Origin of the sequence: Massilia sp. H6 (assembly GCF_024802625.1) — a bacterium.
Classification (GTDB): domain Bacteria; phylum Pseudomonadota; class Gammaproteobacteria; order Burkholderiales; family Burkholderiaceae_D; genus Telluria.
On the sequence record NZ_CP103372.1, the window covers coordinates 54,566 to 76,479 of the forward strand.

Below are 21,914 nucleotides of genomic sequence, written 5' to 3' on the forward strand. Positions count from 1 at the left end.
TCCACGAAACGATGCGAACCTTGCCACCTGACGCCGGCGAGCAGCTCCTAGCCTGTATCCCAAGGCTGCGGCGCTATGCCCGCGCCTTGGCCGGGGATCGCGCCGACGCAGACGACCTGGTGCAGGACACGGTGGAACGTGGCTGGGCCCAGCTCGCTGCGTGGCAGCCGGGCAGCGACATGCGGGCATGGCTGTTCTCGATAATGCATAACGTACGTATCGACCAAGGGCGGCGGCGTAAAGTGCCAACCGAGCTACTGGACGACGACACACCCCAGCCCGCTGCCCCGGAACGTGTCTCTGCCGGCCTCGAACTGCGCGACGTGGACGCCGCGTTGCGCCTGCTGCCGGAGGAGCATAGGGAGATTCTGCTGCTGGTTGGACTCGAAGAAATGCGCTATGAGGACGTGGCGCTGACCCTAGGCCTCCCCGTCGGAACCGTTATGTCGCGGCTGTCGCGCGCCCGCGAGAAACTGCGTGTCTTGATGGAAGGCCGTGCCCCCGTCGTTGCCCTGAAAGTCGTCAAATGAGTATCCTCCCCATTACTGAAGCCGACCTGCACGCCTATGTCGATGGCCGCCTCCCTTCTGCACGCATGGCCGAAGTCGAAGCCTATCTTGCAGCGCACCCGGATGAAGCAGATCGGCTGCAAGTCTACGCGGCCCAGAACGCAGCCCTGCACGCCCTGTTCGATCCAGTGCTCGAGGAAATCGTGCCGTCGCGCGTTAGTGCGCCAGTGCGCCCTGGGTGGCAGTGGCGGTGGCAAAACCTGGCCGCGGGGCTGGCTATCGCCGTCCTCGGCGGCGGCGCGGGCTGGGGACTGCGCGGCGCCACCGACTACGACCCGCGGCTCGCGTCCGATTACACCCGTCCCGCCTTCAGCCAGCCAGCCAGGGGATTGGCGCATCAGGCCGCTGTTGCCCATGTGGTGTACAGCCCCGACGTGCGTCGCCCGGTTGAAATCGGCGCAGAACAGGAAGACCAGTTGGTCGCATGGCTATCGAAACGGCTTGGCAGCAAGATTCATCCACCGCGTCTCGGCAAGCTGGGCTACGAGCTCATCGGCGGACGCCTGCTGCCTGGTACCAGCGGCCCGGTGGCCCAGTTTATGTACCATGACCGCACTGGCCAGCGCCTCACGCTGTATGTTTCTAACGAACAGGCGCACAACCGCGATACGGGCTTCCGTTTTGCTGCAGAAGGTCCCGTCAACGTGTTCTACTGGATCGACGGCAAATTTGGCTATGCGCTCTCTGCCGGCATCGACAAGGGAGAACTAGCGCGGGTGGCAAGCGCCGTCTACGAACAACTGGAGACACCCGTATGAAATTCTCGCAACTGTTGACCGCAGTACTCTGGAGCACTGCAGCGGCGGCTCAGGGCCAGCCAGCGCCACTTCACAATCATGGTGGGAGCGCACCACCTTACTTCGTCGCCAGTAGCGACAGGCCCTACGCGGCGCTGGCGGGTGACGCCATGGCGATTATGGACCAGGGCATGCGGCGCGCGAATACCAATGGGGTCCCAGAGCACGACTTCGTCACGATGATGATTCCGCATCACCAAGGCGCCATCGACATGGCCAAAGCCATCCTGGTGCATAGCAAAGATCCAGGACTTCGTAACCTGGCCCAAGGAATTATTGTCGAACAGCAAAACGAAATCAAGATCATGCAGGCCTGGCTACAACGCTACCAGGCCTCCCGTAGCAAGCCGCAAAAGACCTCCACCGAAAAGGACTCACATGTACACCAATGAAATTCGCCGAGCGAGCACAAGCGCTTCAATTGCTATTGCCCTCGCTTCTCTCGTCGCGCTGGCAACGCCCGCATACGCGCTTCCCGGCCCCCAGGATCGTGTCTACACCGCGGACCAGAACAGCAATACTGTCTCGGTCATAGACCCGTCCACGAATACCCTGCTGGGCCAGATCCGCTTGGGCAACCAGCGCCCCGACGTGCTCTCGCCACTGTATAAGGGTGAGATCAACGTGCACGGGCTGGGCTTCTCGCCTGACCACAAGACACTGCTCGTCGTGTCCAATGGCTCCAATTCAGTCACCTTCATCGATACCGCGACCAACAAGGTCAAGGGCGTGACCTACATCGGCCGCTCGCCGCACGAGGGCTTCTTCACGGCCGACGGGCGTGAGGTCTGGGTCGTGGTGCGCGGCGAAGACTACATCTCGGTGATCGACCCAGCCACGTTCAAGGAAAAGCGCCGTATCCAAACAACTGGCGGACCCGGGATGGTGCTGTTCCATCCGAACGGTAAGCTCGCGTTCGTAGTGTCGAGCTTCAACCCGACCGTCGACGTCATCGACGTCAAGTCGCACAAGGTCGTCAAGCGCATTCCGGTGACGAGCCCGTTCTCACCCTTCCTGCAGTTCACTCCGGACAACAAAGAAGTCTGGATGACCCATAAGGACGTCGGCAAGGTCACCCGCATTGACACCGCTACGCTTGCTGTGAAAGGCGTGATCGACACCGGCTTCATCACCAATCACCTGGCCTTCGTCAAGACCGCCAGCGGCACGCATGCCTACGTAACGGTGGGCGGCGAAAACGTCGTTAAGGTCTTCACTACCGGCAACGCGCCGACACTGGTGGCGAGCATCCCCACTGGCGCGCTGCCTCACGGAATCTGGAGTTCAGATGATAGTAGCCGTCTCTACGTCGGCCTCGAGAATGGCGACGCGGTTGACGTCATCGACAGCGCCAGCAACAAGGTCATCGCGCGCGTGCCGGTTGGACAAGCGCCACAGGCACTGGTCTATGTTTCGAAGGCAGCACCCGACGGGGGGGGCAAGGCCAATCTCAGTCCGCGCGCGAATAGCGAGCCACTCAACATCGCGCTCAAGCCGGCCAACGGGGATGCGGCAGGATCGGTCGTGGCACGCAACTTGGGTGTCACCGATGCGCTAGAGGTAACGCTGCACAAGCTCAAGCCGGAAACTGTGTACAAGGTGTACGCCAGCGGCCAGGCGACGCCGGTAGCCAGTTTTAGGACAAATCCGAAAGGCATGGCCAATGGCACGGCCATCGGCCCAATGCGCGAAGTCGTCGGAAGCCTTTCCGCCAAACAGGGCACGGCCAGCCGCATTCTAGTCATGGAAGGCGATGCACCCGCAGATCCGGGCAAAGCGGTGCTGATGAGCATGCAATAAGCCGGCAAGCCGCGGCAAGGATAGTGAAATTAAAGAACGGGAATGTGCATGCTGCGCTTCTCTCCTGCCAGCATGCCGTGCCTTCCTGCGCCACATACGGCGCAGGAAAGCAAAGCAATGGTGACCGCTTGCTAAAGGGAATTTTAGCTAGGGAGCGTCGACGATAGCCGTAGTGAGTTAGCGCAGGTACACTAGCGAGATGAGTGTTCCAGCAAAAACGAAGTATTGAACGATCAACTGGGAAGAGTAAAACGCAGCGTTAGGGCGCCTGACTCTTCGCTCATCTGGTTGGACAAGGAGATGTGCAGGTAGGGCCGTGCTAGCAGTTAGCAAGGCCGATGTCCAAAGCACAGCGACGCTGCAATTCATCCCTGCCCGGGTATTAGGGGTCTGTTCATCTGCTTCTGCGTGAGGCGAAATGGATGTCGCGGAGCCTGCTCAAGCTGGACGGTCTAGATTAGCAGGGGCCCTACTTCGGCACCGTTAGTCGACGCCAAAAGCAATTGGCGGTAACGATCCTCATCTACCTTTTGTGAGCCCGCTGACTCCTCTTGAAGCCCTATTGGCCGTCGCAGGTCAGTCGTAAGACTCAAAACCCGTTGGACGCCTGTGGCAAAGCTTAATCACAAAAATGTTTTATGTCAGAAATCAGGTGAAGAATCAAAGAATAAGTATGCGTAAAACTACGCAATTTCGAATCCGCCCAATGGTCACGGAACCCGCGTTACTTCCCTGCCGCGGTAACCGTAGCCACGTACTGTCCGAGCAACTTGATCTGCTCGTCGGTCAAATTCTTAAACGCAGGCATTTGGCCGATACCGTTGCGAACGGCCTTTTCCACCCTTGTTGCGTCAGGCTTCAGTTCATCCAAACTGGGCCCGATGGCACCCTCCGCGCCAGCATTCTTTAGTGCATGGCACACCGCGCACGCTGGTACGGCCGTCTTGTTGAACAGCGTCCTGCCAGCCTCTAATTTGTCCTGCGCGAAAGCTGGCGAGCCGACAAGTGCTGCTGCAATTGCGGCGGACGTGGCCATACGTGTAATCGACGAATACATGGATATCCCTTAAACGACGGTAATAGTCAGCGCGTGATCGCGCCAGCTGTTATTGTTGTAGCCACCGGTGTTTTCCACACGGCCCTCTGGCTGGCGATTGCCCCGTGAATCAGTCACGACGCAGGCGATGGTGTAGGTACCGGGCTCAAGCTTCACCGGCAAAACGAACTGGCGCCATGCATAGCGGCCTAGATCCGGCCCTACCAGGCGCGCCGTCTTCCACGTCTTGCCACCGTCGACTGATACCTCGACTGACTTCACCGCATTCAGTCCACCAAACGCCACGCCCTTGATCTGTGCCCTTCCGGCCGATACCGCACCAGTTTCGGGCGCCGGCGAGTTGATCCATGATTTCGGTGACATCTCCCATACCGAAGGATGGCTCGGGTCGCCCTTCTGTCCCGGCGGTGAGATGCGGTAGCCGGTCTTCTGGATGGCAGCATCGGTTTGGGAAGCCGTAAACGCCAGCCTCTTGATGTACTTGATGTTGTTGACACCGGTGTAGCCGGGCACGATTAAACGCAGCGGCCCACCATGCGCGAGGGGAATCGGCTCGCCATTCATTTCCCAGGCCAACATGGCGTCAGCCATGGCCTTCGCGGGTACCGACCGCTCAACAATCACGCTTTTCGGGTCCAAACCCTCCGGCAATTTCTCTCCACCAGTACCAGTCATATACTGCATGCCGTCGATAATTCCGCCGAGCGCTTCCGTCAGGACGCGCACCGGCACACCGCTCCAAACCACGCAGCCCGCAGCGCCAACCTGCCAGGGAGTGCCGCTCGGCTTGTTCGGGAACAGGCCACGGCCATTGCCTGAGCATTGCAGTACCATCGCCATTGTCTCCAGGCCCATCGATTTCAAATCCTTCACACTCAATGTGCGGGGATTCTTTACGCCCTCGACCGCTACTTGCCAGCCGTCGCGGTCGGCGACAACCGATGCATCGGGCGCCGGCAGGTTATTGCGGATGTAGAGCTGGCTGGTCGGAGTTATGATACCTGTACCGAACGCGCTGCGCTTCGTCTCCAGCGTGCTGGCGGTATGCACGATCATCGATTCCGGGTTTTTCCAGTTGACATACGCTGGTAACGGTTTTGCTGCAATAGCAGTATCTGCCACCGCCTGTGCCATTGCAGATCTGGTGAATCCGGCTAACCCTGCTGCTGCCATGGCAGCAGTGCCACCTGCCAGCAGACGGCGACGGGTTGGGTCGGTAATGGGGGGCGGCCGGTCGGCATTTTCCAGTATGTGCGACATCGTTGTCTCCTTTGGATTTTTTAAATTATTGCTTCGGCGAACGCCCGACCTTTCCAATCCTACTCCTCATTACATGCGGTATCAATCATATTCACCGCGTCGCTGTTTTTCGGGCTGATGTACACGCGAATGCTGCCACCGGAAGCTCAGATGCCGTGCGGTAGTGCGGCAACCGAGACAATGGCAACCTTTTTGATACGGCGTCAAGCGTATAGACCTGGATCGCGCAGCATTGCGCTATAGGTAACCGTTGCGGCAAGTCGGCTGACTCCGGCTCAAGGAAGGCGATTGTGATGTTGAAGTTGAATTTTCAGCGAAGCTGGTACGGCGTATGCCAGGGAAGCCGCCTAAATGGCCAGACAAGCAGCGAACGTGGTCAAGCTGGTAGCTACGTAGCCAAACATTAGCAACCGTGCCCTAACGCGGTTTATTGAAAGTATTGCTTTGTCTGCAACATAAAGGCCCCGTCTATCACATCGGTTTGCCGGGATGGTCTAGTCCAAATTCAGTGCGAAAGTATAGCTAATTCTACCTACCCTCCAGCTCCGCTATACATGCCCTAACGTCAGTGGAAAAGAACGATAGAAAGGAAATGGTATTGCCGAGCTAGGCTATCGTTGAGGCAACGCGACACCGATGAGACATCAGAAACATGGTGTTGAAGAACTGAACACAAGACAAGCGTTAGTGCATGCTGTACGGAATCTGGGAGCAATTGATACAAGCACACTAACAACAAAAAAGCATTTGATTGTTGGCTTGCGTGTCAAATCGGTGATAAACTAACGAATTTCGTTGAAAATCAAGTACTTACAAATATAAAATGGCGGAAGCGGTGAGAGTCAAACCCATCTGGCGTTGAAGGCGCGCATTGCTGTGGCTGTTATACAGGCGGGATGGGAGGCCGAGGTGGAAGCGGAGGAGCGCAGCGCAGACGGTACGTTGGTCTGGAAAGCGGATGTCCTCGCGCGGCGGCAGAACGCGGCGGTCGCGTTCGAGGTGCAAATCTCGAATCCCGACTGGACAACCATGGGCGAGCGCCAGGCACGCTACAAGCAGAGCGGTGTGCGCGGGCTTTGGTTCGTCAAGACGAAGAAGCCGTTTCCAGTACAACATGCGCTGCCGATCTTCAACCTGGTCAGTGGCGAAGACGCGGCCTGGCCCGTTTCGCTCCACCACCCACAGGACTGGGAAAATGAGTGGTCCCAGGCTTGGGCCCTTTCCAATGTTACCGAGTTCGTCGGTCAGGCACTCAACGGAGGCCTGAAATGGGCACCGTTGACGACCACCGCTGACGCCGACTGTGACGTCTCGGTCAGGATGCTCTCTTTCGGAAAGTGCTTGAATTGCGGACGAGATGTCGGAACGCCCTATATGCTCGAGGTAGCACTGGCTGGCCAGCCCAGCTTCCCCGTCTTTAACTGGCATCAGGGAATGACAAGGCGTCGCACATACTGGCTAGACCAGGTGCTGGCCCGCCTGAGGGAGGGCGCCGCCGACCACCCGCGGATGGCACTGATGGACCATAAGACGAACTCCTGCGCGGCTTGCAAAGCAAGTGCGAATCGCCTCGGCCATGGCGCTCATTCTGGACTACTGAAATTCCGCATGCGCCTGAAAGACTTCCCGCCACCGCGCTACGGCACCATCGAGTGGGACTGGTTCAACAGGTGGGTACTGCTGCGGGGGTAGAGCAAAGTTTTGAGGACCGTGCCGAACGCACGCCAGGATCCTGACGCTTCGTGACGTACTGCCCCAACAATCGTCTCGGCGCTTCTTTCGCGCGCGAAAGTGGACGTCCTCTGTCTGCTAGATGTCGCCGAAGTTACCGCCTTAGTTGATGTCGGGGTGCGTCCGGAGTATAGCTGTGCGCTTGTCTCGTGTCAGTTAGTTACGTTTTCATCTTTCCGGCTTGCTGGCTGGTTGCTGTTCTCTCTCCCTCCTGCCGGCCGTCCCCACGTGTGTCTGGCTGAACAATTGCTATCGTCCCGCTCAACCGTCACAATCGCGCAATGACAAAGACACTCCCACCATGGATGTCCCCAGTATCGGCGGTCGACGATCTCGACCGGCCGCTCGATGACGTTATCTCGCGTATCGAGAAGCTCAACGAGGGCTTGCGCCGCTTCTGGTCGGAAGCCTCCGGGTGGGCGCCAGAGGATGCGGCCGCTCTCATGACGAAGTCGCGCCTTGACTGGCAAGTTTCGCTTTCGCGTTCACTGCGCCATTGGGACTGCGATCCGCCGGAAGACCTTGAGGAAGGGGACCTCATCCTTGCGTGGACAAACTTGGGTAGCCTGATTGAAGGCACCATCAAGCTCTTCCTGGCCGTCCACTACGATAGTTACAAGAACGATATTGAGACGCTCAAAGACACGAAGGCGTGGCATAAAACGAAGAAAAAACTCCTCGACCCGGATGGGTTGGCTTTGGACACGCTCATCGATTACATCCAAAAGGCGAACTTGTTTCCGACCGAAGAAATCGACCTTTGCAAACTGGTCCAGTCGCGCCGCAATGCGATCCACGCGTTTAAGGATCGCCCGATCGATACTGGCCTCGAGCTCCACATGGCGATCAAGAAGTATTTGTCCATGCTGCGAAGCACGGCCCAGATCCTCCCTTATCCTGACGACGTGTATGCGCCGCGGGAAACATAGGCTATCGACCATGGCACAGGACGAGCGATCAAAGTTTGTGCCGCCATCAGCCCGGTGTGCAAGTAATCCTGCCGGTTCGTTCGGTCCTTTTGCAAGGACGGTCGAATGGAGCCGATTGTACGGCAGTGTCAGAGCGGGGTCGGCGTGAGGATCTTGGGAAGATACAGCGGGTGGCCGGGATGGCCATCCGCTGTTTTTCTTAGATAATGCAGTGCCGGAACCATCGACCGCACTGCCGCATTCCGCTCCAGGTGCGTCCCATAGACGCCCATGCGGCCACGACAACGCCAACCGCCGCGCGCCAGGCGCTGCAGGTGAAAGTCGTTTTGCGGCCCGATTGGCTCGGCGGCCGCCTTCATGTCGTCAGGATCCGTCGCTCTGAACGCGAACAGGTTCGTCATACAAAGTGCGCCGTACCCCCAGGCCTTGGCGAAAGCGATGCAGCGGCGGATGGTCGGATCGTCGGTAACCTCGTCGGCAGTGCTCGGATTGAGAACGACGAACATCGCGTAGCCTTCCGGCTAGGTCGCCCAAGTCGCGCTATAGCGGCGTGTGCCTCAATGTCCTGATTGCAAGCACCTTCCGTGCTTGTTTGTTATCAGATGGCCAAGCTCGGTCGTGGCCTAGGATCGGTCAATCTCGACCTTTTCCAGAGCCCATCATGACAAAGATTGCGTTGCTTCAACGATCCAATCTGTCCGAAGACCAGTGGCATTCCATGCTCATCTCGCTGCTGCGAGGTTTAGCGGCGCTAATCGTTGCGGCCGCGCATCTGCGTGCCCAAGTCTACCCTGGCTTCGGCACCGTTCAGAACCCATCACTGCCGTTTCAGGGGCTTGCCTTTGCAGCCGGGTTTGCCTACCTTGCGGTGATCGTTTTTTTCGTGCTCAGCGGCTGGCTTGTCGGGGGCAGTCTTCTCAACCGCATTGGCACCGACGGCGTTATCAGAAATTACACAATCGACCGGGTAACCCGGTTGTGGATCGTGCTGATACCGACCTTTGGCGCGATTTTGTTGTTCGGCTTGGCGACGGCCGCGCTCGATCCGTCGCGTTTGGCGTTCGCACCGGACAATGCGTACTCGGCAACTGCTCTTGTTGGCAACCTGGTTGGACTGCAAAACATTCTCGTGCCAGAGTTTGGCGGTAATTTTCCGTTATGGAGCCTAGCGAACGAGACTTGGTATTACGTGCTGTTTCCTCTACTCGTCATGCTATTCCGTACCCGGTCCACATGGCGCCGGGTCCTGATCCTGTTAACGGTTGCCGCTATCGTACAACTGCTGAACAGCGCAATCCTGCTGTACTTTTCGATCTGGCTGCTGGGTGCAGCATTCTCACGCGTGCGGATCGAATGTGGCCCGTTCCTGCGCTGGACCTTATTTCTTGGACTCATCGGCGCGGCTGCCGCTATCCGCCTGAAAGGGAAGAGCGACATCAGTGTGGACAGCTTTGTCCAGTACCTGTTATTCAGCATGGTCTTCGTGCTGTTTCTGTCGAGCATGCAAGTCACGTGGGCACGTACGCGAGCTAACGAGTGGGTCAACCGCGTCGGGCGATTCTTTTCGGAGTTTTCGTTTACGCTGTATGTCCTGCACATTCCACTGATGGGAGCGATGCTGCACCTTGCAGCGCCCGTCCTTGGCAACGCCAAGCTCGATCCTCACCGGCCGCTGCATTTGTTGGTGTATCTGCTCCTGTATGTTGGGCTCGTCGTCGGCGCCTTCCTGTTTCACCTGCCGTTTGAAGCCAGGACCTATCAGGTCCGGGAATGGCTGAAGACGACGTTACGATTCCGGAGCGGCGCCGTCCGGGTTTGATTTCCGGCGCCGCCGCATAGCCAGGGCAGGGAACTGCAGGACAAGTGGCGTCGTTGACAACAACGGACGCCACTTGTAGCATCCCACTTAATCATGAAGCACCTCTCCCGTCCATCGCGGCTATTCGCTGCGACGATCACCCTTTTCAGCATCCTGTTCATGCAGCTTGCTGTGGCGGCGTACGCCTGCCCGGCGCTGAGCGTGCAGCATGAAAGCGAAGTCGCGCGCATGTCGGCCTACGTGCCGCCAGACGAGATGCCGGCCTGCCACGAGATGGACCTGGTGCAGCCCAGCCTTTGCCACGCCTACCACCAAGCGGACAACCAATCGCTCGACAAGCCAGGGGTGCCGCCACTGCAACCGTTCCTGGCCGTCGGTTTCGGCTTGCCGCTGCTGCCGCTGGACGTCGCTTACCGACCAGACTCCGCCCCCGCTAATCCTCCTTTCCTGACGCGAACAACGTCACCGCCCCTGGCGATCCGCCACTGCTGTTTCCGTATCTGATCCTCCTGCTTGCCAAGTCTGTCGTCGCTGCGCCTCGCGCACTGGCGATGTTGTGCGTTGCATCCTTGGAGGTTCCATGTTTATCCCATACACCGCGCCCGTGCTGGCGCGTCATCGCGCCTGTCGACACGGCGCACGGCTCGTACTCGCCTCATTGATCTCCGCATTGTGCGGCGGTGCCGGCGCGGCCAACAGTCTGCTGACACTGCAGGAGGCGCAGTTCCGCGCGGTAGAACGTTCCCGTCTTCTTGCCGCCAAGGACTATGCCGTTCATGCGTCGCGAGAACAGGCCGTCGCTGCCGCGCGTTTGCCCGACCCGGTCCTGAAGGTCGGCGTCGACAACGTACCGGTCGACGGACCGGACCGGTTCAGCACGACACGCGATTTCATGACCCAGCGTCGCATCGGCCTCATGCAAGACCTGACGCGCGCCGACAAGCGGCGCTTGCGCGCAGAGCGCTTTGAGCGCGAAGCCGACAGGACATCGGCGGAAAAGACTGCGGCCGCCGCCGCGATCGAGCGCGACACGGCGGTGGCCTGGCTGGAACGCTATTACGCTGAGGCGATGGCAGGGCTGGTCGCCGAACAGGAACAGCAGGCGGGCCAGGAGGTCGCGGCGGCCGAGGCTGCATACCGTGGCGGACGCGGCGCACAAGCCGACGTCTTCAGCGTCCGCGGGGAAGCGGTTGCCCTGGCTGATCGCGCCCGCGAGCTGGGACGGCGCGTCGCCAACGCCAAACTGGCGCTCGCGCGCTGGATCGGCGAGGCGGCGCAGCTCCCCCTCGCAGGCAAGCCGGTACTTGACGCCGTTCCGCTCGAGCTGAGGACGCTGGAAACCCAGCTTGGCCATCATCCCGAGATCGCCGTCCTGCGCAAGCAGGAAGACATCGCTGCAGCCGAAGCGGCGCTGGCACGGGCCGACAAAAAGCCAGACTGGAGCGTCGAAGTCGCATTCCAGCAGCGCGGACACGCGTACTCGAACATGCTGTCTGTCGGTGTGTCCGTTCCCTTGCAGTGGAATCAAGGTAACCGGCAGGACAGGGAGGTATCGGCACGGCTGGCACAGCTCGAGCAGGCGAAGGCCGAAAGCGAGGATGCGCTGCAGGCGCACGTAGCCGAGGTGGGGGCCATGCTCAATGAGTGGCAGAGCAACCGGGAGCGCCAGGCGCGACTGGAGCAGGACCTGCTTCCGCTGGCACGCTCACGGAGCACGTCTGCTCTCGCGCAATACCGCGGAGGCAAGATGTCGCTCGCCGACGTGCTCGCGGCGCGGCGCAGCGAACTCGATGCACGTTTACAGGTGCTGCAGCTGGAGGCGGACACTGGCCGCCTCTGGGCGCAGCTCCGGTTCCTGGTCCCTGCGGGCGGACAACACAATGCGAACCCGGGTACCGACGGGAGGCAGCAATGAACAGGAAAACCATGGCGATTGCCCTGCTGGCGACGCTCGTCGTCGGGGCAGGGGGGTATGGCGTCTATCGCCTCGGGATGAACAAGGGAATGGAAGCCGGGGCCGGGGCAGCGCCGGCGGCGCACGCAGGGGCGGGCAGTGCGCTCGATCCGGCGACCGGAAGGAAGGTGCTGTACTGGCATGACCCGATGGTGCCGGGGCAGAAGTTCGACAAGCCAGGCAAGTCGCCTTTCATGGACATGCAGCTCGTTCCCGTGTACGCCGATGCGCCTGCGGACGAGGGCAAGGTCTCGATCAGTCCAGTGGTGGAACAGAATCTCGGGATCCGCACCGCCGACGTCACGCGGGGCAAGCTGGCCATGGGCGTCGAAGCCGTCGGCACCGTCGCCTACAACGAGCGCGACGTCGCGCTGGTGCAGGCGCGCAGCGCCGGCTTCGTCGAGCGGCTGTTCGTGCGGGCGCCGCTCGACCCTGTAAAAAAGGGCCAGCCGCTGGCGGCAGTGTATGTGCCGGACTGGGTCGGGGCGCAAGAGGAATTCCTGGCGGTGAAGCGCATGCCCGGGAACGGCCTTGATGGCCTGTTGGATGGCGCCCGGCAGCGCATGCGCCTTGCAGGCATGACCGACGCCCAGATTCGGGCTGTCGACCTTGGGGGGAAGGTGCAGCCGCGGGTGACGATCGACGCCCCGGTCAGCGGCGTCGTGTCCGAGCTGTCGGTACGCGAGGGAACGACGGTTGCCGTCGGCGCACCGATGTTTCGGATCAACGGACTGCGCACCGTCTGGATCAACGCGGAAGTGCCGGAAGCGGCCGCGGCGCAGGTACGCCCCGGCAGCCTCGTGGAGGCACGCACCCCATCCTCGCCCGGCACCGTGCTGAAAGGCCGGGTCAGCGCGATCCTGCCGGAAGTCGATCCTGCAACTCGAACCCTGCGCGCCCGAGTCGAGCTGGAGAATCCGGGGCAGCGGCTCGTGCCGGGCATGTTCGCGACCGTGCGCTTCGCGCCGGCCGCGGGCACGGACACGCTGCTGGTACCGACCGAAGCAGTCATCCGGACGGGACAGCGCAGCGTCGTGATGGTGGCGCTTGGAGAGGGCAAGTTCACGCCGGTGGAGGTCGAACCTGGCAGCGAGGGCGATGGCAAGACCGAGATCCGCCGTGGGCTCGAGGCAGGACAAAAAGTGGTGGTCTCAGGCCAGTTCCTGATCGATTCGGAAGCAAGCCTGCGCGGAACCGCGACTCGCCTGGCCGAGCCCCCGAAAGCTGCGCAAGCCCCGCAGGGCGTGCGACCCCAACCGGCCGATACGGGTGCGGGCACGGGTGCGGATACGGGGGCCGGACGCCATCGCGGCGAAGGCAAGGTCGAGAGCATCGACAAGGACGAAATCGTACTCTCGCACGGGCCGGTTCCAAGCCTGCAATGGCCACCGATGACGATGGGCTTCAAGCTGCCCGCCGGCGGATTGCCGGGCGAGTTCGCTGTCGGAGACTCGGTAACGTTCGAGTTCCGGCAAAGCGGTGAAGGCGAGTACGAGATCATCAATATCACCCGGACGCCCGGGGAGCAGAAAGGCCGGAAATGATCGCCCGACTGATCCGCTGGTCGATCGCCAATCGTTTCCTCGTGCTCCTGGCCACGGCAGGCATGACCGCATGGGGCGCCTGGTCCCTCCAGCGCACGCCGCTCGACGCGCTTCCCGACCTGTCCGACGTGCAGGTCATCATCCGCACGACCTGGCCCGGCCAGGCGCCGCAGATCGTCGAGAACCAAGTCACCTATCCGCTGACGACCACCATGCTGTCGGTTCCCGGGGCGAAGACCGTGCGCGGTTATTCGTTCTTCGGCGACTCCTTCGTTTACATCCTGTTCGAGGACGGGACCGATCCGTACTGGGCACGTTCGCGCGTGCTGGAATACCTGAACCAGGTCCAATCGCGGCTCCCGACGCAAGCGAAGCCTGCACTCGGACCGGACGCGAGCGGCGTCGGATGGGTCTATGAATATGCGCTGGTCGACCGGAGCGGCAAGATGGACCTCTCGCAGCTGCGTGCGCTCCAGGACTGGTTCCTCAAGTACGAATTGAAGACTGTACCCAACGTGTCGGAGGTCGCAAGCCTGGGTGGCATGGTGCGGCAGTATCAGATCGTGCTTGATCCTGCCAAGCTGCGGGCCTACAACATTGCGCATAACGTGGTGATCGAGGCGGTGCAGAAGGCCAATCAGGAAGCCGGTGGTTCGGTGCTCGAGCTGGGCGAAGCCGAATACATGGTACGTTCGAGCGGTTATCTCCAATCGCTCGACGACTTCCGCAAGATTCCCCTGATGACATCCGAGGCTGGTATTCCTGTCCGGCTCGGTGACGTCGCGCGAATCCAGCTGGGTCCGGAAATGCGACGCGGCATCTCCGAGCTCAACGGCGAAGGCGAGGTTGCAGGTGGCATCATCGTCATGCGCTCAGGGAAAAATGCACTGGAAACCATCGATGCGGTGAAAGCCAAACTGGCGGCCCTCAAGCCAGGTCTGCCCCCTGGCGTGGAGATCGTTCCCACTTACGACAGATCGCACTTGATCAGACGGGCGGTAGACAATCTGCGCGACAAGCTGGTCGAGGAATTTGTCGTCGTTGCGATTGTGTGCGCAATCTTCCTGTTCCATCTGCGTTCGGCGCTGGTCGCGATTGTCACATTGCCGATCGGTATTCTGGTCGCCTTTATCATCATGCATTACCAAGGGGTGAACGCGAACATCATGTCGCTGGGCGGTATCGCGATCGCGGTCGGGGCGATGGTGGACGCCGCCGTGGTCATGATTGAGAACGCGCACAAGCATATCGAAGCATGGAATCACGCCCATCCGGGAGCGAAGCTGGAAGGGGAGGCTCGCTGGCGGGTCATTGGAGACGCCGCAGCGGAAGTCGGCCCAGCGCTGTTCTTCTCGCTGCTGATCATTGTGCTGTCGTTCATTCCGGTGTTCACATTGGAGGCGCAGGAAGGACGCCTGTTCTCGCCGCTCGCGTTTACGAAGACCTACTCCATGGCAGCGGCTGCAGGTCTGGCCGTGACCTTGATTCCGGTATTGATGGGTTACCTGATCCGCGGGCGTATTCCCGAGGAGCACAAGAATCCACTGAATCGCTTCCTGATCGCCGTCTACCGGCCCTTGCTTGATGGCGTGCTGCGCTTTCCCAAGGCGACGCTGGTCGCTGCCGCCGTGATTGCCACCATCACTATCTGGCCGATGACCCGGCTCGGCGCAGAATTCATGCCGCCTCTCGACGAAGGCGACGTTCTGTACATGCCCTCGGCGCTACCAGGGCTATCGGCGGGCAAGGTGTCGCAACTGCTGCAGCAAACCGACCGCCTGATCAAAACCGTACCCGAAGTGCAAAGCGTGTTCGGGAAAGCGGGACGGGCCGAGACGGCAACCGATCCTGCGCCGCTGGAGATGTTCGAAACCACGATCCAATTCAAGCCCAGGGATCAATGGCGGCCGGGCATGACCACGGATAAGCTGGTCGAGGAACTCGACCGCGTGGTCAAGGTACCTGGGCTCTCCAACATCTGGGTGCCACCCATCCGAAATCGCATCGATATGCTGGCCACCGGCATCAAGAGTCCGGTCGGCGTCAAGGTAGCCGGTACCAGCCTGCAGGAGATCGATCGCGTTGCTGGAGAAATCGAACGGATCGTCAAGACGGTGCCCGGCGTGTCGTCGGCACTCGCTGAACGTCTCAACGGAGGACGCTATGTCGACGTCAACATCAACCGCGACCAGGCAGCTCGGTACGGCTTGAATATCGCCGACGTGCAGAGCGTCGTGTCGGCAGCAATTGGGGGCGACAACATCGGCGAGACTGTCGAAGGCCTGCAGCGCTTCCCGATCAACGTTCGCTATCCGCGCGAAATCCGTGATTCAATCGAAAACCTGCGGCAATTGCCCGTCCTGACGCCACGCGGGGCACAGATTCGCCTGGGTGATGTGGCAGAGATCCGCATCAATGAGGGCCCACCCATGCTCAGGAGTGAAAACGCACGCCTGTCCGGGTGGGTGTACGTCGACATCCGGGGACGCGACATGAACTCGGTGGTACGCGACATGCAGCAAGCTGTCGCGAAGGAGGTCAAGCTGCAACCGGGTTACTCGATTTCCTGGTCAGGTCAGTTTGAATACCTGGAACGCGCCAGTGCGAAGCTCAAGATTGTGGTGCCGGCGACGCTCCTGGTGATCTTCATCCTCCTCTACCTGACATTCAAGCGCTTTGACGAGGCGATCCTGATCATGGCCACCTTGCCGTTCGCACTGGCCGGCGGTATCTGGCTTCTCTGGATGCTCGGACACCACCTTTCGGTTGCCAGTGCGGTCGGCTTCATTGCACTTGCCGGCGTAGCGGCCGAGTTCGGCGTGATCATGTTGCTCTACCTGAAGCATGCCTGGGAAGCCCGCCTGGCTGCCGGAAAGTCATCCGAAGCCGATCTGTTGGATGCCATTCGAGAGGGGGCAGTTCAACGCGTGAGGCCGAAGGCCATGACCGTCGCGGTAATCATCGCAGGTCTGGTGCCCATCATGATCGCCCATGGCACCGGTTCCGAAATCATGCAGCGTATTGCGGCGCCAATGGTTGGCGGGATGCTGTCCGCGCCATTGCTGTCGATGTTTGTGGTTCCGGTCGTTTATATGTTGATGCGCCGTCGGGAGCTGCGACAAGAGGATATCCCGAAACCCGCACGTAACGAGGTCAGTTATGAAAGCACATGAATGATGTTGTCCGGTCGCGGATGAAAAACTCTACTTTACCCACCTTGAGGAGAATCTCATGAAACGTTTTGCCCCACTGTCCCTGATCGCTGCATAGACCATTTCCGGCGCTGCCTTCGGCCAGGCTGGCGATATGAAGGGTATGGATATGAAACAAGGCTGCATGGACATGAAGGATATGAAGGATATAAAGGGCATGGATATGTCGGCATGTAAGGACATGATGAAGGAGAAAACGTCCGATAGCAAAGCCCAGGGTACGCCCCAAAAAGGGGTAGTGCATAAAACGTCGGCCGTAGTGAAGGCGCTGGATCAGGCCAACGGCAAAGTGACGCTTGCACATGATCAGGTAAAAACCCTCAACTGGCCGCCAATGACGATGAGCTTCGGCGTTAAGGACAAGTCATTGTTCGACAAGCTTGCAGTCGGCAAAAAAGTTGACGTGGAGTTCACCCAGCAAGGGTCGAACTACATCATCTCATCTGTCAAATGACGCGCGTACGAGCGTTCATGCTCGTACGCGCGTCATCGCAGTGAAAGGCTGGGCAGCTGCGGTCGCTGCTCTGGCATGCCATTGTGCTGACGCTGAATGACCAGGATGTTGACCACTATCCCTTCAGAATGGCTTGTCGCGCCTGAGTTTCCGTTTTCTGAAACGTCCCGGAAGATGGAATAGGCAGAACCGAAGAAGTGGCGCAACGAGTGGTCCTCCGGACATTACAATCTGCGGCGCTGCGCGCAGCACCGTACAGAGCCGGGTGTCTCCATCAAGTTCGTTTCAACTTTCTAGTGTGTGCGCTTGTCGCTGCAAGCATGCTACATTGACCATATGTGCAGCAGGCTACGATCATTTTTCTTGTGCCTACTCATCGTTTCCTTACCAGTGCAGGGCATTGCGGGAGTAGCGAGGTTCGCGTGCGGCATGTCTCACCATGCTTCAGTCGTCTCCAATACCGAGCCGGATGCGCCATTGGCGGTAGCCGCCGAAGACGCCGGCAATCATGCGGGCGATCACGAACATGTCGCCGCGGCGGCGCAGGGCGCTTCTTCACCTGATGGAGACTGCGCGTCCACAAGCACGGATGCGCATGAGCGGTCCAGTTGTGGTACCTGCGCGGGCTGCAGCATTGGCGCATGCGCGCCGCCCCCCGTGGCCCTTCTGACCGCAGTGGAAGAGCCGGCCAACGGACTTCAGCAACTCTCCCCATCCTCGTTTACCGGGCATGTCCCCGCCCGGATCGAACGCCCACCTCGTATTCTCACGCCAACCGCGGCGTGACAACTTGTCGCGGCTAGTACCGGCGAACGTTTCCTGAACCTGCTGCTCAGCCCGTGCTGCGCGCCTGTGCGTCCTTGACCCAAGGGCGGCGCGCGGTCCTGCGGCTTTGCTCCACCAGCAGCGCGCGGTGCCTGCCGAGTCGGCTGCGAGCCTGGCCTGCGCACGCGCACGTGCCGGGAGCACGGACATTGGCCTGGCACCGCGCCGCGCAGCCTGTCTGCGCCATAACTTTCAATTCGTATCGGAGGTCCATATGAAGTATGTCGATGTATCTGAAGGGGGCGTCAGCAGATGGCGCCGCCGCTTCCTGCAAGGGCTTGGTGCAGTGGCCGGGCTCGCAGGCTTGAGTCCGGGCACACTGTTCGCTGCCCAGGAGGACCGCAGGGCCCTGCGCGGCAGCAATTTCGAGCTGGAGATCGGGCCCGCAGCCGTCAACTTTACCGGCGCCGACCGCATTGCCACCGTGGTCAATGGCCAGCTTCCTGCGCCGACGCTCTACTGGACCGAAGGTGATACCGTGACGATCCGGGTCACCAACCGGCTCCCGACGGTCAGTTCGATCCACTGGCACGGCATCCTCCTTCCAGCCGAGATGGATGGTGTGCCGGGATTGAGTTTCGCCGGTATCGAGCCTGGCCAGACGTTCACGTACCGGTTCGACGTCAAGCAGAGCGGCACTTACTGGTACCACAGCCACTCCGCCTTCCAGGAGCAGACCGGTTTGTACGGTCCGATTGTCGTGGTCCCGAAGGGAGGGGAGCGCGTAGCTGCAGACCGCGACTACGTGGTGATGCTTTCGGACTGGACCGACGAGAAACCCGAACGTGTACTGGCAAACCTGAAGAAGATGAGCGACTTCTTCAACAACAAACAGCCGACCTTCGGCGAATTCGTGCGTGACGTCCAGACGATGGGTTTTTCCGCCGCCGTAGACAAGCGCAAGATGTGGAACCAGATGCGGATGATGCCCAACGACTTCAGCGACGTGACGGCGAGCAGGAACATCAGCGGAGCGCTTCGATACCTTATCAATGGCGCCACGGCGGAGATGAACTGGACGGGCTTGTTCCGCCCGGGCGAGAAGGTCCGCCTGCGCCTCATCAATGGTGCGGCAACGACCATCTTCGACGTACGCATCCCAGGCCTGAAGATGACGGTGGTTTCTGCCGATGGCCAGGATGTGGAGCCGGTCAGCGTGGACGAAATACGCATCTCCGTGGCGGAAACCTACGATGTCATTGTCGAACCGACCGAGGAGAAGGCGTATACGGTCTTCGCCCAGTCGATAGGGCGTTCGGGATTCGTGCGCGCGACGCTCGCGCCACGGCCAGGCATGCAGGCCCCCGTTCCCGCTGTGGACGAAGCACAGTGGCTGACCATGACGGACATGATGGGTGCGATGGCCATGTCCGGCATGCACGGCGGTGGGCGCGGCGGGCACGGGACGGACGCACAGGGGACGGGGGGCTCTTCGTCCGCTGGGGGAGTCGCCGCCTCGGCCCATCAGGGCCATGCGCAGCCAGCGGCTGCCCCGGCCGATGCCCATGCCGCACACGCACAGATGTCCTCGCCCACGAAGCCTGTCCAGCCTCCCAAGGTGACCCATGCGCGCACCGAATACGGACCAGGTGTCGACATGCACGTCGATATGCCGCGCACGAACCTCGATGATCCTGGCGTCAACCTGCGCGGAAATGGCCGCCGCGTGTTGACCTATGCGGATTTGCGGACGATCGGCGGCTCGGTCGATCCAAGGGAGCCGACACGCGAGATCGAACTTCACCTGACAGGCAACATGGAGCGGTTCATGTGGTCCTTCGACGGCCAGAAATTCTCCGAGGCCCTGCCCATCCATTTCCGGTATGGCGAGCGGCTGCGCATTGTTCTCGTCAACGACACCATGATGAACCACCCGATCCACCTGCATGGGATGTGGAGCGACTTGGAGTCCGAAAACGGGGAGTTCCAGGTGCGGAAACATACCATCAACGTGCAGCCGGCACAACGAATCACCTACCGCGTCACAGCCGACGCACGCGGCCACTGGGCCTTTCACTGCCACCTGATGTACCACATGGAAGCCGGCATGTTCAGGGAGGTAGTCGTATCATGAGGACTCCTGTAATGAAATTAATGCCCTCCGTCGTGATCCTGGCTGGCGCGCTGTCAGTGAGCGCAATGGCACAGACTACGCCAGCAGCGGGACACCAACACCAGCCGCCCCCGCCCGCCAGTGGACACGACATGTCGACGATGGACCATTCGAAGATGGGTCACGCTGCGCCGCCTGCCTCGAACCCAACGCCATCGCAGCAAACGACGGCTGCTCCGGGTTCATCAAAAACTGGGGAAGCTGGTCACGCCGGCCACGGGAGCCCAGCCGCGGCACCACAGGCGACAACCCCAGTCCAGAAAGCGGAACCCCAGGCACGCGATACTGGGCACACAGGCCACGGCACGCAGCCACAGACCGCGCCCGTCGCCAAACCGAGTACAGTCCCCGGCCACACGCCGGGCGTGGATCACTCGGCGATGGGGCACGACGCCGGCGCTGCCCAGGCTAGGCAACCGGCTCAAGGGGCTCCCGCTGCGCCCATGGGTGGACACGGCATGACGATGGGACCGATGCAGGGGGGTAAGCCCCCGCCGGATGCGCGCGATCCGAACGCCTATAACGAAGGGACGCGCCACGCCAATTTCGGCAACCACGAGATGCACGACAACGCCCCGTTCGGGAAAGTGCTGGTCGACAAGGCTGAGGTGGCGAAGGGCGATGGCGAACGCGGCCAAAACCTAGAGGTCGAGGCGTGGTACGGCAACGACTACAACAAGGCTTGGGTGAAGCTCGAAGGCGAGCGCCGCGGCGGGGCACTCGAAGCGGCCCGTACCGAACTCCTCTGGGACCGCGCATTCGCGCCGTTCTGGAGCACCCAGCTGGGCATACGGCACGACGCCGGCGAAGGCGGCGGAAGGGACTGGCTCGCCTTCGGGGTGCAAGGCCTCGCGCCGTACTGGTTCGAGACCGAGGCGACAGCGTACTGGCGATCCGGAGGCGAGTTTGCGGCGCGCTTTGCGATGAAGTACGAGATCTTGTTCACTTCTAGGGTGATTCTCGAACCAGAGTTGGGTGCAAACCTGTACAGCCGGGCCGATCCCGAGCGGGGCACTGGAAAAGGTCTTTCGGATCTCAGCTTCGGACTGCGACTCCGGTACGAAATCACCCGCAAATTTGCGCCTTACATCGGTGTTACCTGGGGCAGGCAGTTCGGGGAAACCGCCGACTACACGCGCGTACGCGGCGGCCAACGTAGCCAAACGCAGGCAGTAGCTGGTCTGCGCCTGTGGTTTTGAGTCTACATAGGGTGACGCGTCAGTAGCCCAGGGCAAGGGATGTCCTGCGGGCGACACTGAAACCAACCTTTTTGAGGAGAGCATCATGCATCAACAGTACGAGAGCTGTATCGAAGCTTGCAACGATTGCGCTAACGCGTGCGACATGTGTGCGGCAGCGTGTCTGCAGGAGGATGACGTAAAGATGATGGCGCGCTGTATCGCCCTGGACATCGATTGCGCGCAGCTGTGCCGGTTGGCTGCGGCAATGATGGCGAGGGGTAGCGAAGCGGCAAAGCTTGTCTGCGAAGCATGCGCTTCGCTTTGTGACCTGTGTGCGGAAGAGTGCGGCAAGCATCAGATGCAGCATTGCCAGGAATGCGCTGCGGCATGCCGCAAGTGTGCCGCCGAGTGCCGTCAAATGGCATCTGCTTGAGTTGAAGCGAGGCGACTGCTGCTGTCCTGCGCAGTCGCTGAGCGACTCCACACTCATGCATGGCGCGAATATGCGTCGGCCTTTTTGCGCGCGAAAGAATCTTATATGGGCGAGTGTTGTAAAAACACATTTTTATTGCCAACGTGTAGACTTCTGGCTACATTGGAAGGGCGGCAATATGTATAGACAGGTTGGCTGTCGGGTCTCCCGCTCCGGCTTGGTTCTGAAGCCTCGGA

18 protein-coding genes are annotated in these 21,914 nt (G+C 60.6%); 15 read left to right on the plus strand and 3 right to left on the minus strand.

From position 1 onward, the window contains the following. Nucleotides 1-11: 11 nt before the first annotated feature. Genes NRS07_RS19330 through NRS07_RS19345 form a run of 4 tightly spaced genes read left to right on the plus strand, consistent with a single transcriptional unit; the run spans nt 12 to nt 3,166 of the window. A complete protein-coding gene (locus NRS07_RS19330) occupies nt 12-530 on the plus strand; it encodes an RNA polymerase sigma factor (RefSeq protein WP_259213781.1) in 519 nt (172 codons plus the stop codon). Further along, nucleotides 527-1,327 (plus strand): anti-sigma factor, encoded by an 801-nt coding sequence (locus NRS07_RS19335; protein ID WP_259213783.1) that lies wholly within the window; start codon nt 527-529, stop codon nt 1,325-1,327. Before NRS07_RS19330 ends, NRS07_RS19335 begins: the two co-directional genes overlap by 4 nt. Beyond that, entirely contained in the window at nt 1,324-1,758 is a 435-nt protein-coding gene (locus tag NRS07_RS19340) for a DUF305 domain-containing protein (protein ID WP_259213784.1), read from the plus strand. Before NRS07_RS19335 ends, NRS07_RS19340 begins: the two co-directional genes overlap by 4 nt. Then, nucleotides 1,745-3,166, plus strand: coding sequence for a YncE family protein (locus NRS07_RS19345; protein WP_259213788.1), 1,422 nt, complete (start codon nt 1,745-1,747; stop codon nt 3,164-3,166). The genes NRS07_RS19340 and NRS07_RS19345 overlap by 14 nt, the downstream gene beginning before the upstream one ends. A gap of 724 nt (nt 3,167-3,890) precedes the next feature. On the opposite strand, the gene NRS07_RS19350 is transcribed toward NRS07_RS19345, so the two are convergent. Both NRS07_RS19350 and NRS07_RS19355 read right to left on the minus strand, forming a co-directional pair. Beyond that, complete coding sequence (locus tag NRS07_RS19350; RefSeq protein ID WP_259213790.1) at nt 3,891-4,223, minus strand: cytochrome c; 333 nt, start codon at nt 4,221-4,223, stop codon at nt 3,891-3,893. 9 nt (nt 4,224-4,232) lie between these two features. Further along, nucleotides 4,233-5,483 (minus strand): sulfite oxidase, encoded by a 1,251-nt coding sequence (locus tag NRS07_RS19355; protein WP_259213792.1) that lies wholly within the window; start codon nt 5,481-5,483, stop codon nt 4,233-4,235. Nucleotides 5,484-6,341: 858 nt separating this feature from the next. Between NRS07_RS19355 and NRS07_RS19360 the strand changes: the two genes are divergently transcribed. Next, the gene (locus tag NRS07_RS19360) at nt 6,342-7,175 is read left to right on the plus strand and encodes a hypothetical protein (protein ID WP_259213793.1); all 834 of its coding nucleotides are present in this window, start codon (nt 6,342-6,344) and stop codon (nt 7,173-7,175) included. Between the two features lie 320 nt (nt 7,176-7,495). Next, complete coding sequence (locus NRS07_RS19365) at nt 7,496-8,143, plus strand: hypothetical protein (protein WP_259213796.1); 648 nt, start codon at nt 7,496-7,498, stop codon at nt 8,141-8,143. Nucleotides 8,144-8,271: 128 nt separating this feature from the next. On the opposite strand, the gene NRS07_RS19370 is transcribed toward NRS07_RS19365, so the two are convergent. Continuing rightward, nucleotides 8,272-8,649, minus strand: a complete 378-nt coding sequence (locus NRS07_RS19370) for a DUF1643 domain-containing protein (protein WP_259213797.1) — start codon at nt 8,647-8,649, stop codon at nt 8,272-8,274. A 155-nt stretch (nt 8,650-8,804) separates the two neighbouring features. On the opposite strand from NRS07_RS19370, the gene NRS07_RS19375 reads away from it, so the two are divergent. From NRS07_RS19375 to NRS07_RS19415, 9 genes are all read left to right on the plus strand, one after another. Further along, nucleotides 8,805-9,962: an acyltransferase gene (locus tag NRS07_RS19375; RefSeq protein ID WP_259213799.1), complete on the plus strand. Its 1,158-nt coding sequence runs from the start codon at nt 8,805-8,807 to the stop codon at nt 9,960-9,962. Between the two features lie 93 nt (nt 9,963-10,055). Beyond that, complete coding sequence (locus tag NRS07_RS19380) at nt 10,056-10,466, plus strand: hypothetical protein (RefSeq protein ID WP_259213802.1); 411 nt, start codon at nt 10,056-10,058, stop codon at nt 10,464-10,466. Between the two features lie 76 nt (nt 10,467-10,542). Continuing rightward, the gene (locus NRS07_RS19385) at nt 10,543-11,877 is read left to right on the plus strand and encodes a TolC family protein (protein WP_259213805.1); all 1,335 of its coding nucleotides are present in this window, start codon (nt 10,543-10,545) and stop codon (nt 11,875-11,877) included. Then, on the plus strand, nt 11,874-13,460 hold the full coding sequence (locus NRS07_RS19390) for an efflux RND transporter periplasmic adaptor subunit (protein WP_259213811.1): 1,587 nt from the start codon (nt 11,874-11,876) through the stop codon (nt 13,458-13,460). The genes NRS07_RS19385 and NRS07_RS19390 overlap by 4 nt, the downstream gene beginning before the upstream one ends. Then, entirely contained in the window at nt 13,457-16,633 is a 3,177-nt protein-coding gene (locus NRS07_RS19395) for an efflux RND transporter permease subunit (protein ID WP_259213814.1), read from the plus strand. Before NRS07_RS19390 ends, NRS07_RS19395 begins: the two co-directional genes overlap by 4 nt. Nucleotides 16,634-16,766: 133 nt before the next feature. Beyond that, entirely contained in the window at nt 16,767-17,126 is a 360-nt protein-coding gene (locus tag NRS07_RS19400; protein WP_259213816.1) for a copper-binding protein, read from the plus strand. A gap of 1,039 nt (nt 17,127-18,165) precedes the next feature. Next, complete coding sequence (locus NRS07_RS19405) at nt 18,166-20,025, plus strand: copper resistance system multicopper oxidase (RefSeq protein ID WP_259213819.1); 1,860 nt, start codon at nt 18,166-18,168, stop codon at nt 20,023-20,025. A gap of 497 nt (nt 20,026-20,522) precedes the next feature. Beyond that, on the plus strand, nt 20,523-21,263 hold the full coding sequence (locus tag NRS07_RS19410; protein ID WP_259213821.1) for a copper resistance protein B: 741 nt from the start codon (nt 20,523-20,525) through the stop codon (nt 21,261-21,263). A gap of 85 nt (nt 21,264-21,348) precedes the next feature. Then, on the plus strand, nt 21,349-21,678 hold the full coding sequence (locus tag NRS07_RS19415; RefSeq protein WP_373889885.1) for a four-helix bundle copper-binding protein: 330 nt from the start codon (nt 21,349-21,351) through the stop codon (nt 21,676-21,678). Nucleotides 21,679-21,914: the final 236 nt, after the last annotated feature.